Genomic DNA, 11,186 nt, shown 5'->3' on the forward strand with positions numbered 1-11,186 from the left:
ATAGATGGATTGTTAATATATCGAAGTGGTAACTTTTTCTAGTCGAAGTGGTAACTTTTTCTAGTCGAAGTGGTAACTTTTTCTAGTCGAAGTGGTAACTTTTTCTAGTCGAATGTCCTCTGTATAGCTTGCTAGGCTTGCATTTCAGCCTGTCTAAAAGCATTTAAAAGCATTAAAAATAATTAAAAGCCCAATCACTATCAAAAGCAGGGTATGAAAACTGCCCTATGTACTCGCTTCGCTCGTACTCTAGTGCAAGTCGGACAAGCCGACTTGCTTGGGGGCAGTTTTAGCAAAAATAGTTCTAGACAAAAAAAGCAAAAGCAAAAGCGACTATGATTTCGCTACGCTCAGAAGCTTTATGCTCGCTTCGCTCGTCTAGACACAAAGGCCAGTGAAAAAAATAAAAATTTTCTAGATGCAAAATATTTTAAAAACGGTTTTTCAGAGGGTCGAGGCGCAAATTTTCTTTGTGTCAGCTCGTAGACACTCGCTTAAATATTTTTTTTGAAAAATATACTGTGTCCAAAGACTGAAACAATGGTGACACAGTAGATAGACACAGTAGTCAGACACACTTGATTGACTTGAGTTTGTGACTTAAACGGTAACGCCACCGCTACGCTACCCTCTAAAACCTGCGCTATCGCTGGGTTTTAGCCCGAAAGGGTTCGGGACGGGTTGGCTAGATCGCTAGGGCGATCTTACCTACACCGAAGCCCCCGTCTGCGCGCCTGCGGCGCACGACCACCCCCTTTCTGACAAGTGGGGAGCTTCTTCGCTACGCAAAGAACTCCCCGACTTGCTTCACCGAAAGAGGGTGGTCGTGCGCTTCGCTTCGACGGGGGTGGCGTTGCCCCCACTGCGGAGTAAGATCTCGGCTCGCTTCGCTTGCTCGACGCTTACTCCTTGCGGCTCCCCCACGGCCTCTCTCGCTGGGGCTTCGAGGCTGCTTCGCTTTCGCTCGCACTCCTTCGGAGCTTGCGACCGCTTGGGGCGGTCGGTCACGGCATCAACTGGCTTCACCTAAAAAATGGCATTTACATCCGCTTAAAAACTCATATTATTTTCGGTCAATGTTTTAATTCATTGAAAAATAACAATATTTTTATTGAAATGATTTTTTTTTGATCATAGACTGTGTCCATACACTGTGCCAAATATATGAGACCTATATGAAATGGCTCTTACTTGCTGTCTTTGTCCTTATCTTGCTTTTCATCCCTGAGATATCTCAGGCTCTAGAAGTCTTTTTCTCACATCCTTTCCGCTTTGCCCTAGCGCTGATCTTAGGGATGATCTTTTACGGGTGGATGACTTTCAAAAAAGAGGGCGAAGAGCTTCCAGGCTTTCTGAAACTTCTTTTTTTCGGGACAAATGGCCTTTTTTTTATCGCTTGGGGCGTAGCTTTTTTCTTTGGTAAAGCAGGATGGTCTGACGCCCTTGCTCATGGCGGGTTTTTGGTGCTTGGGATGCTTGTAATAGCTTTGCTTGAGCGTCTTTATGTACCTTTTACAGAAAAATTTCTGTTTTTCTTCACTAAAAAAGCAGGGACAGAAAGGGATCACTTGACGGATGTACGAGAAGTCGCAAAGGAAGCTGAAAAAAAGCAAAGTGCACCATCTTTTAACCCTGAAAATTTTTATAAAGCGGGCAGTTTCTTTCTCGGTCTCGATGAGAAAGGCGAGCCGATCTACTGGGAAGGTGACCTGCCTCACTGCCAAATAGTCGGGACTTCGGGCGCAGGGAAAGGTCGAGCCATCGGGACGATCGTCGCTCAGTGTGCTTTGGCAGGTCAGCCTTGCTTTATCTTTGATCCGAAAGACGACGAATATGGGGCAGCCCAAGCCAAAAAAGCGGCCGATGATGCGGGGTTGCCTTACTACTACATCGACTTACGGAAAAAAAAGCCACAATTTTCGATCTTCGAAGGGTGTGATCAAGATCAGCTTGAGGAGCTTTTAGTTGCGGGGTTTGAGCTTGGAGAGAAAGGAGAAGCCTCCGACTACTACAAGCTAGCAGACCGAGATATGGCGTGGAGCATTTCTGAACTTTTTGAGGTAGGAGATACACCTCAAAGCATCTTTAAAGCCCATAGCAAAATGATGGATAAAGCTGAAGGATTTAAAGCAAAATTTTCAGAGCTAGCCCGTACTCCATCGATCAACGCAAAACTGGGACTTTCCCTTTTGAGCGTCGTACAAAAAGCGGGGGTTGTTTACATCGTCGGATCGATGAGAAATTCCCGCATCATCCGCATCCAAAAGATACTTTTAGTCTGGCTTATACAGCAAACAGAAATTCGTGATCGTATAGAAAGTACGCCTAAAAAGATCCTCGTCGTTTTGGATGAGCTTAAGTATCACATCTCAAAGACTGCGCTCGAAGCTTTGGGTGCTGCACGTGATAAAGGGCTTCATGTACTTATGGCACATCAAAGCCTTGGTGATCTAAGAGACTGCCCAAGTGATCTAAAGCCTGAAACTGTCATCGATGCAGTCTTTGAAAATTCACCCCTTAAAATCGTCTACAGAGTCCAAAGTCCTGAGACTGCGGAGCTTTTTGCACGTAAATCGGGGAAAATTTTGGTGGATGTTGAGAGCCGACAGGTCGATAAGACGCTTGGCCTAGCGCAAAAGGTCAAAGAGCGCAGGATCAGCCAAGAGCAAAGCTACCTCTACGATGAAAACGAAATTTTATATCTGCCTAGAGGTGTGGGGGTCGTCTTTGGACAGGGACTTCCTCAAAAAGTATCTATCGCCCCGATTCAAGTCACAAAAAGCTATGAAGCCATCACAGTGAAAGACTTTGGAGAAGATGAAAGTGAAAAATTCGATACAAAAGAGCTAATTTTAGAGGGGGGATATTGATATGAGTCAGATCACTCGTAAGGATGAGAAAGAGATGATCATCCTGAATTTTTTGAGATGTGAAGGCTTTAGTACTAGGAAGCTTTTAGGGGAGCGTTTAGGTGTAACTCGAACAAGCATTTCTAGATCACTTCAGCGTCTGAAAACCCGCGGGCTTTTACTTGAGGTGAACAGATCTCACGAGGATGACCATAGAAGTCCTGCTCTTTGGGGCTTGACTCCTACTGGAGCTTTTGAGGCCACAGATGATGGTGAATACACGCACTTTGATCTCAATCGAGTCTCTGAGATCACTTTACAGCATGACCTTGACGTACAGCGTGCAAGGATTAAGGCGATCCATTTGGGATGGATCGAGTGGCTAGGAGGGCGTGAGCTTAGAAGAAAAGCAGTTACAGAGCGTTCTACTTGGCTTCAAGTACCAGATGCTTTCGGAGTATCCCCAAGAGGTCGAAAAGTGGCTCTTGAGATCGAAAGGAGAGTCAAGACACCTAAGCGATATGAGGGAATTTTTAGTCAGTATTGTCAGATGCTTGTCGATGGGACTGTCCAAGAAGTCGTATATATCTGTCCTGAAAGGATTTGCCCAAGAATTGAGCGTCTTTTTCTGAAGATCGAGACGATGTTTGTGGATGGAAAAATTCGCCCTATAAATGATTCTTTTAGAAAAAGATTCCACTTTGTGACTTATGAGGGATGGGGGGAATATGCAAAGAACTTTTGAAGAAAATCTATTTTTTAAGGTACACGCTTTTAGCCACTACTTTAGTAAAGCCTTAGGTGGCGTGGCTTTCAAAGATTTAGATCATACTTTTGATCTTGCTCTTTCTATCGCATCTATGGATGTAGAGCTTTTTAAAAGCTCTTTTGCCGACCTAAAAAAAGCGGACATGGGGACGGTACGGACTTTCATAGACTCCTTGGATGATCAAGCCATGACAGCCCTTTCTTTTATCATCAAGATGGCCGAGATCGAGCCATATCTAGTACACACAGAGGACTTATGACAACTTTCACACTCGCACCAGATTGCCCCAAAGAGCTTGTTTTTCAAGCTCTTTTGAGTGGAACATATGACTACACGCCGATCTATGTCAGTGCAAATTTTTCCAAAGAAGCGCTTTGGGAAAATGAGCAAAAAAATGAAGACTGGCCGAAGGACTACGTCCAAGGTGGGCATGGCACGGTTGAAGATGCTCGAAAGATGTTTTTTGACACACTGCATTTTTTTGATCGAGACAGCTTGCTAGAGGGAGCACAGCTTGGCGAAACTTGGGCTGTTGATTCTGGATATGTCTTAGAGGGCTAGCGGTACTTGCGCTGCTTCTATGGGAGCATTTTTTAAAGTGGGGTGGCGCAAGTGGCTCGACTTCCAGTGTAGGCTCAAGCCTACGCTGAAAGCATCGAGCTAAGATGTTATTCACCAATTAAAATGGTTTCTAACATAAGAATTTCGTATAAGAGATTTTATGTTAAATTACTAACTATAAATTCTATTTAAAACATATATTTATTTGTCTTTTTACATTAATGTCTTAAACTGGCAAAATGTAAAATCAACAACTTACATCAAATCTAATTGAATAAATCCACATTACAGTTCTAAACTCAATGGATTTTTCAGTTTAGAAAAATAGCGGTTTTTTACAATATAGTTGTAAACCTAGCCTTTCCAAATTGGTAAAACTTCTTCAAAGGAAACTAGATAGATGGTTTGGAAGATGAACTCGTTTCATTATGGTTGGTATTTTCACCGTTACCCAATCTTTTTGTTTCTGTAACTGCTTGAGATTTTATAAAAATTACAATACCTAAAACAATAATACCAACCACAAGAACTATTAATAGAATTTTATTCTTTTTCATAAGATTTTATAAAAACTGCCCAAATTTAAAATTGCAATCTTTTGCAGATGTGTATTGAGAAACAGCTCACCCATTATCTAGGGTTTCATAGTGTGTACCGGATACATTCTAAAATCTTTTATCACTTTTAGGATCAACAAACCCTGCTCTAACACGATACCCACTTGGGTTACTTGAATTATCTGTTCGTTGGTTGCCATTAGTAGCTTTTTGATCTGTTTTTGCATATAGATTTTTATGTACACCTGTTAAAGCATCATAAGAAATAGATTCGTTATACCAACCATATCCAAAACTTGGAATATATGCTTCTGTAAAATTTGACATTTTTTTTAATCTCTCTTTGTTTACAACTATATTGTTAAAGTTTAGGACTTTAATGTCCAGTTTACGTTTGTGTTGTCAAATCACATTATTTAATAGTTATGCCATAGTTTTTCTTATCATATTTAGCTACATAAGGAGCTACTTCGTGATTAATCTTTTTATCACTTTTATCTAGGTATGAAAGTTTTATCGAATCCTCATTATGATGCTCATAATTAATGGCGTATTTATATTCTGAATAAGGATAAAGAGTACCTAAACTATAAGTTTTTTGAGCGCTAATATAAGTTATTTTAAGGTCGGTAATTGGGTAATCAGTCTGATTTTTAATAGAAATATATCCAGTTTTTTCAAATGGCTGGCATCCTATAAGTAGAAATAATACAAGACAGTAAAATAGGCTATTCTTCATTTTGATAGTTCTGTTAAATTGGCCTTATGAGTTTATTAATAACGATAACTTGTGAGATATCACAGCTATTATCTACTTCTGTTATCCAGGAATAATTGTTTTTTTCTAAAGGGTAAGATTGTCCCCCTCCATACGCTGCTTTATCACCCAGAAAATAAGTATCTGAATCTACTTTTAAACTATGAGTTTTACTATCCCAATTTATAGTTTTCGTAGCAAAAATTGGCAGAACTTTAGAGCCATCAGTATGTTGTAGGTATAAACATTTGCCTTCCCTAATAAGCTTAGCTTCACCATAACTTGCATTATCTGCTCCACCTGTGTATTTGATGCGTGGAATACTTACATTTGAATCAATTTTTTCTGTAATTGGACTACAGGCTACAAGCGGACTGACTAAGAAAAATACAAATTTTTTCATATATTGAAACCTGTATGAGTATTTAATGCTAGGGTAATTAAAACAAACCATATCAGAATAATTTGGTCATGAATTGTATAAAAATTTATAAAAATAGGTAGGAGGAAAACATGAGCATGAAAATTCAGTTTTATATTTTAGGATTCAGTTTGTTTTTTCTAAATGGCTGTTTTTTCGATACTAATGAAATCAATAACAGCAACAATAAATCCAATATCGATCCATCAGTATCCGCTGAAAATACTAATATCAAACCTATGAAAAGCGACTATAAGCAATTTTTTATTTTAGCTAAAGATGTAAGGTTTGATCCAAATTTAGCTCAACTAGAAGCAATCTTTCAAGGAAATTTAACTCTTCATAATAATTGCTTATCTATCATAGTAAGAGGTGATAGAGAAACTATGCATACTCTAGTCATACCTAAACAATATGAGGTCTTTTTCGATAATTATAATAAGGTGATAGGTCTAAAAAATATTAAATCAAAAGAGCTTTATAGATTAGGTGAGTCTTTACAATTTTCAGGAATAGCTTTTGATGATGAAAAAATGAAGTTAGGTGAAAAGCTACCTGATTACTGTCCTCCAAGATTCGCTTTACCTGGAAGTATTGAAAAATTAAAAAAATAACTTATTCGTCATTTTAAATCTACAGGCTTAATATTACTTCATAAAGAACAAGGCTTAGTTCTCGTTCTTTATGGATGATTTTTCAAATCATTCAACATAGCATCACGCAGAATTTTGTTCATTCGTGTCTGATAGCCTTTACCTTGAGCCTTTAACCACTGCATAACATCGGCATCAATGCGAACAGTTGTCACTTGTTTAGTTGGCTTATAAAACGGATTTTGAACTGCATTTTTCCAAAAGCTTTCATCAAGTTCAGGAATATCCGAAAAGTCTATTTCACTGTCTGGGCGTTTAGCCAGGGCTTCGAGTCTTGCCTTTTGTTCTTCAGACAAAACAGGAGACTTATTCAAATCCATTTTGTAGGTAACGATTTTGCTCATATTGTTTCCTCTCTTTTTTCTCTGCCTGTCGTGCGGAAATAATACGGATATGATCAATCCCATTATGATCTTGTACAGTATGAGCCACTAATAAAACTGTTTGGCCGTGTACGAGACCTATCGCTTGCCAACGATATTCACCATTTTCAAAGCGATCCTGTTTGAAGACGGCATAAGCATCATAAAAAACCAATGTTGCATCTTCAAAAGCTACACCATGTTTTTTGAGGTTTGTATCTGCTTTATGCTCATCCCATGAAAACTCAATTTCCATAGTTGCATCGCTTTTTGTTAATATAAAAATGTTAATACAAAATTGTAAATTTTGCAAAGTTCTTCCATTTTTTATTGGCAAAAGCTTACAGAATCGAACATAAAAAAGCCGACTTGTTTCAAAATCGGCTTTTTGGGCATTTTTGGATTTTTCTTGTTTTATTAAATATTTGATATTTATATTAATATACAAGTGTACTTCGTATAACCGCCATTATGTTAAATGGAGGCTTTCACAGTTAAAATTTAGGTGGTGTTTCAAAAAGTATGCTGGCGTTAAACAAATCCGTTATTAAGGTAAAAGAAAGTCAAATCAAAGGCTTTAAAATGATTTTCGAGCTTTTTAGAAAAGTTGCAACTTCTCCTAAATCCACGCCTGATTCGATGACGAATTCTACAGTTGTTACCTTCAATACCGACGGTAAAAAACTTACCGATCACTTGCTTGCAACATTGAAATGCTGTGATAAAACTATCCCAGTGATCACTCGCAATTCCAGCATATTGAACCCCAAGCTTTTTAAGTCTAGCTTTAAGACGTTGAACCGTTGCTAAATCCCGCTTACCCCAAACATAAGCAACAACTTCTCCAGATTCTCGATGGTAGGCATAAATAAGCCATTGTTTATTTTTCTTATTCCCTACAAAAGTCCAAAGTTCATCGACTTCAAGACATTCGTAGTGGCTTTGTTTAGGCTGAATCTGATAGATCGATTCACTTAAGGTTCGTAATACCTTGCCAATGCTGATACGCTCGACTTCAGCAATATCTCTTACACCGCTTCCTCTGACCATTAAATGTAATATCTTGCCGGTAATACCTGAGTTACATCCTTGATAGCTTAATGCATGATCACCAATAAACTGACGTTTGCAATCTTTGCATTGATGGTTTTGTTTCCCATCTACTTTGATGCCATTTCTCTTTATATTGTTACTTAGACAGGTAGGACATTTGATTTGTAGCTTTATTTTCATACCTCTATTTTATCAAAAGCCATATTGTTTTTTTCAGCATACTTTTTGAAACACCACCAAAATTTAGTATTTAAGTATTCGATAAAGCCCTCAATTTTCTTAATCACGTATAAGCAGATATACAAAGGACTCAGATTATCTTGCTGAGCTTTCTGTACTCTATACTTCGCCCTTTCTAAGACAGCAATTACATAGTGTATAGAGCTTTTTAGAATTTTTTTAGAATCTTTTTTTGAATACAGATAACAATCAATTTTTTCAAAAGGCCCATCATTGACCAATATTTCCAATATAGTGTCGCTAATGGATTTACTTATTGATTGCTCCATATGTTCAAATTCATATGAATGTAGAGCTTGTGCTATAACTATTTGAAGATTCTTCATTATGATTATTTAATGTTAGCCAATTTTGATCCTAGCATTATTTCCTGAAAAGAAAAAGCGTATAAAACCTAAAGTAAACATTGAGTTATTTTTATTCTTCGTTATGGAAAGTTAAAAAAATGATTCTAGGGCCAGAGCTGACTTGGAATTTAATGGCGTTAAAGTACCTGCTGGTCATGTCCATGCAACATTAATGGCCGCTTTTGAATTTGCATATGCTCAAGTAATATCAACTGAAGATTATGTTGGCTAAAGCTTAAGATTTCCTAAAATTAACATAATACACCTTATACGAAATGCACTCATGAAATTGAATTAAATCAACATATTGAGATCCACTAAAAAGCCCAGTTTGAACAAACTGGGCTTTTTAGTGGATCATTCACGCAATATGCCGATTTATTCACCATATTTCGATTTTTTTCATTAGCCAGCGTAAACAGTATCCTCAGCCATTCGGCAGGAAAAAACGGCTCAATTACGGTTTTTTTAGTGCTATGTATAAATAATAAACATTGACCAAATTTACAGGGTTACAGTAACCTTTCTGTCATCGTCTTACAGCAAGTTACGGGGGTGTAACCTATGAAAAAAATGAGGGTGGGAGAGCTTGCAACAATTTACGGGATCAATCGGCAAAGTATCTATAAGCGTATAAAAAAAGGAGAACTATCTAAGTCTGCGGATGGCTTGATAGACTTTGCGGAAGCCTTACGTGTACTTGGTGAGCCTTCTGATAGGGGAGTGCCTGTAACGCATATACAGCAACAGGTTACAGAAAAAGAGACAGAGAGTTACACCTTACGGTTACAGGTAGAAATGCTTGAAAAACAGATAAAAAAGTTAGAAGAAAATGAAATCTTTTTAAAGGATCAAATCACGACTAAAGATCAAAGCATTCACCTTTTGCAAACTTTACTTTCTGCACCAAAGCCAGCAGATGTAAGTATCAAGAAAGAGAATACTGCCCAAGACCAACCAGAACTCCTTAGTGAGCCAAAAATCACAGAAACGTCAGAGGATGCAAGGGAAAAGCAAACGGACATGGAGTTAAAAAGACATAGAAAAGGACTTTTAGGACGTGTGTTAGGTGCAGTTTTTGATAGCTAATTTTTAACTTTTATATAAAATATAATAACTTATAAGAGGGTGAAGAATGAAAAAGATAATTTTATCAAGTTTGTGCTTTTTGACTTTTTCTGCACATGGTGCGATGACGGATGAAGCCCTTATGCGAGAGTGTACTCCTGCAGGTGAAACTGCTGTTCACGCTAGTCGAGCACGACAAGCAGGTGTTTCAAAAGAAGTTTTTTATGCTGACGCGAAGAAAAAGTACGGTACTGACTACACTTGGGTATATAGAGAAGGAGTCATCGATGTGGCTTTTAAAGCACCGATAAAAGCGACTCCTGAAGCAAAAGAGAAGATTACACGAGAAATTTTCGATCATGCTTTTGCTACATGCATCGAGTTCAATCGAGAGCTTGGTCGATAAAAAAAAACAGCCCTTAAAGGGCTGTTTTTTTTGGTGGTTGGAAGCCCACACTTATAAGAAGAGGGTGCAATTTTCGAAATTGAGCTTCATCTAGAAGCATATCAGCAAGTCTTCTTGTAAAGTCCTCTGTGGACTCACCTACTTTTGCATACTCGCTACCAACTTCATGTAGGCCTGAAAGCTTGTGAGCGAAAAGATGTCTCTGAGCGTCTGTAAGCTTTTCAAAGAGATCCTGTGTATCAGGATCACGGGCTTGGGGCTTCTTCTGTGTAGGCTTCATTTTCATGCGGAAATCGAATCCTGATACACGAACCCCCTTTTTTTTCTGCTCGTAGGATACTGTGATATCCGTGTGCTTGTTGATCTGTGACACAGCGACATCAAGGACAAATTTTTTAAAATTGCTCATCGTACGGTATTCAGTCGCGTCTAAGCCGATCTTGTCTCGAAAATCTTCCAAGTCAAAGCTTACCTTTCCGATGCTTTTCCATGCGATCAAAAGCTCGTATAAACGTATTGCATACTTACTTGTCAGGTGACTTATCTGCTCGATGTCGTAGCTCGTAAAGTGCTTTTCTAGGCGTGTGATCAACGGAGCGATGATAGGAGAAAAGCGGATATCTACGCTCGCTGTGCCGTCTTGATAGGCGATATCACTCACCCATCGGCTACGATGATGCTTTACACCCTTCTCATGCAAAGAAACAAAGGAAAAATAACGGAAAAAAAGCGTCTCGGACGCAGACTTTAGAGCTTTATATGCAGCCTGCCTTTCTCCACCAAAAGTCTCGATGTATTTTGAAGCGTGGACAGTGAGATGGCTGTCAGAAGTGATGCCTGTGCCAGTTTCTCTAGCTTCTGTGATGGCTAAGATGATAAGTCGTTGCTCGACAACATCCAGCTTAAAGCTGGCGTTAATAAGCGCGTTATCTTTTACTACAAGACTACCCATATTTTTACCTTTTAAAATTTGTTTTTTCATTACTAGGGCTTTGTTGTCTTGATAGCGTATAAGATATAATCAACTAGTCAGATTGTCAACCTACTTTAAGATAGATGGATTGTTAATATATCGAAGTGGTAACTTTTTCTAGTCGAAGTGGTAACTTTTTCTAGTCGAAGTGGTAACTTTTTCTAGTCGAA

The 11,186-nt window shown here is 38.5% G+C and carries 15 protein-coding genes; 7 read left to right on the top strand and 8 right to left on the bottom strand.

Annotated features, from left to right (window positions below):
* Positions 1–1,175 precede the first annotated feature (1,175 nt).
* The 4 genes from NI464_RS15170 to NI464_RS15185 are packed head-to-tail and all read left to right on the top strand — an operon-like array spanning position 1,176 to position 4,179.
* Positions 1,176–2,870 (top strand): type IV secretory system conjugative DNA transfer family protein, encoded by a 1,695-nt coding sequence (locus NI464_RS15170; protein WP_253139430.1) that lies wholly within the window; start codon positions 1,176–1,178, stop codon positions 2,868–2,870.
* A 1-nt stretch (position 2,871) separates the two neighbouring features.
* Positions 2,872–3,594 (top strand): MarR family transcriptional regulator, encoded by a 723-nt coding sequence (locus tag NI464_RS15175; RefSeq protein ID WP_180012213.1) that lies wholly within the window; start codon positions 2,872–2,874, stop codon positions 3,592–3,594.
* Entirely contained in the window at positions 3,578–3,877 is a 300-nt protein-coding gene (locus NI464_RS15180) for a hypothetical protein (RefSeq protein ID WP_253139433.1), read from the top strand. The genes NI464_RS15175 and NI464_RS15180 overlap by 17 nt, the downstream gene beginning before the upstream one ends.
* A complete protein-coding gene (locus NI464_RS15185) occupies positions 3,874–4,179 on the top strand; it encodes a hypothetical protein (protein ID WP_180012215.1) in 306 nt (101 codons plus the stop codon). The genes NI464_RS15180 and NI464_RS15185 overlap by 4 nt, the downstream gene beginning before the upstream one ends.
* Positions 4,180–4,844: 665 nt before the next feature.
* Here NI464_RS15185 and NI464_RS15190 read toward each other — a convergent pair.
* From NI464_RS15190 to NI464_RS15200, 3 genes are all read right to left on the bottom strand, one after another.
* Positions 4,845–5,063 (bottom strand): hypothetical protein, encoded by a 219-nt coding sequence (locus tag NI464_RS15190; RefSeq protein WP_228260134.1) that lies wholly within the window; start codon positions 5,061–5,063, stop codon positions 4,845–4,847.
* 85 nt (positions 5,064–5,148) lie between these two features.
* On the bottom strand, positions 5,149–5,475 hold the full coding sequence (locus NI464_RS15195; protein ID WP_005098935.1) for a hypothetical protein: 327 nt from the start codon (positions 5,473–5,475) through the stop codon (positions 5,149–5,151).
* A gap of 13 nt (positions 5,476–5,488) precedes the next feature.
* Positions 5,489–5,896, bottom strand: a complete 408-nt coding sequence (locus NI464_RS15200) for a hypothetical protein (protein WP_253139435.1) — start codon at positions 5,894–5,896, stop codon at positions 5,489–5,491.
* Positions 5,897–6,006: 110 nt separating this feature from the next.
* Between NI464_RS15200 and NI464_RS15205 the strand changes: the two genes are divergently transcribed.
* Positions 6,007–6,528, top strand: coding sequence for a hypothetical protein (locus tag NI464_RS15205; protein ID WP_005098939.1), 522 nt, complete (start codon positions 6,007–6,009; stop codon positions 6,526–6,528).
* A 68-nt stretch (positions 6,529–6,596) separates the two neighbouring features.
* Here the strand turns inward: NI464_RS15205 and NI464_RS15210 are convergent, their stop codons facing one another.
* The 4 genes from NI464_RS15210 to NI464_RS15225 all read right to left on the bottom strand — a co-directional run bounded on the left by NI464_RS15210 (position 6,597) and on the right by NI464_RS15225 (position 8,548).
* The gene (locus tag NI464_RS15210; RefSeq protein WP_005098941.1) at positions 6,597–6,911 is read right to left on the bottom strand and encodes a BrnA antitoxin family protein; all 315 of its coding nucleotides are present in this window, start codon (positions 6,909–6,911) and stop codon (positions 6,597–6,599) included.
* A complete protein-coding gene (locus NI464_RS15215) occupies positions 6,874–7,185 on the bottom strand; it encodes a BrnT family toxin (RefSeq protein WP_004728473.1) in 312 nt (103 codons plus the stop codon). Before NI464_RS15215 ends, NI464_RS15210 begins: the two co-directional genes overlap by 38 nt.
* A 275-nt stretch (positions 7,186–7,460) precedes the next feature.
* A complete protein-coding gene (locus NI464_RS15220; RefSeq protein WP_253139438.1) occupies positions 7,461–8,162 on the bottom strand; it encodes an IS1 family transposase in 702 nt (233 codons plus the stop codon).
* A complete protein-coding gene (locus NI464_RS15225; RefSeq protein ID WP_228277153.1) occupies positions 8,159–8,548 on the bottom strand; it encodes a hypothetical protein in 390 nt (129 codons plus the stop codon). The genes NI464_RS15220 and NI464_RS15225 overlap by 4 nt, the downstream gene beginning before the upstream one ends.
* A gap of 585 nt (positions 8,549–9,133) precedes the next feature.
* Between NI464_RS15225 and NI464_RS15230 the strand changes: the two genes are divergently transcribed.
* Both NI464_RS15230 and NI464_RS15235 read left to right on the top strand, forming a co-directional pair.
* The gene (locus NI464_RS15230) at positions 9,134–9,658 is read left to right on the top strand and encodes a plasmid replication DNA-binding protein (RefSeq protein WP_180012223.1); all 525 of its coding nucleotides are present in this window, start codon (positions 9,134–9,136) and stop codon (positions 9,656–9,658) included.
* A gap of 46 nt (positions 9,659–9,704) precedes the next feature.
* Positions 9,705–10,043 carry a hypothetical protein gene (locus NI464_RS15235; RefSeq protein ID WP_180012225.1) on the top strand — a complete coding sequence of 113 codons (339 nt, stop codon included), beginning with the start codon at positions 9,705–9,707 and terminating at the stop codon, positions 10,041–10,043.
* Between the two features lie 13 nt (positions 10,044–10,056).
* Here the strand turns inward: NI464_RS15235 and repM are convergent, their stop codons facing one another.
* On the bottom strand, positions 10,057–10,995 hold the full coding sequence (repM, locus tag NI464_RS15240; RefSeq protein ID WP_253139441.1) for a replication initiation protein RepM: 939 nt from the start codon (positions 10,993–10,995) through the stop codon (positions 10,057–10,059).
* Positions 10,996–11,186 lie beyond the last annotated feature (191 nt).

Origin of the sequence: Acinetobacter lwoffii, assembly GCF_024129685.1 — a bacterium.
Lineage (GTDB): Bacteria > Pseudomonadota > Gammaproteobacteria > Pseudomonadales > Moraxellaceae > Acinetobacter > Acinetobacter lwoffii_X.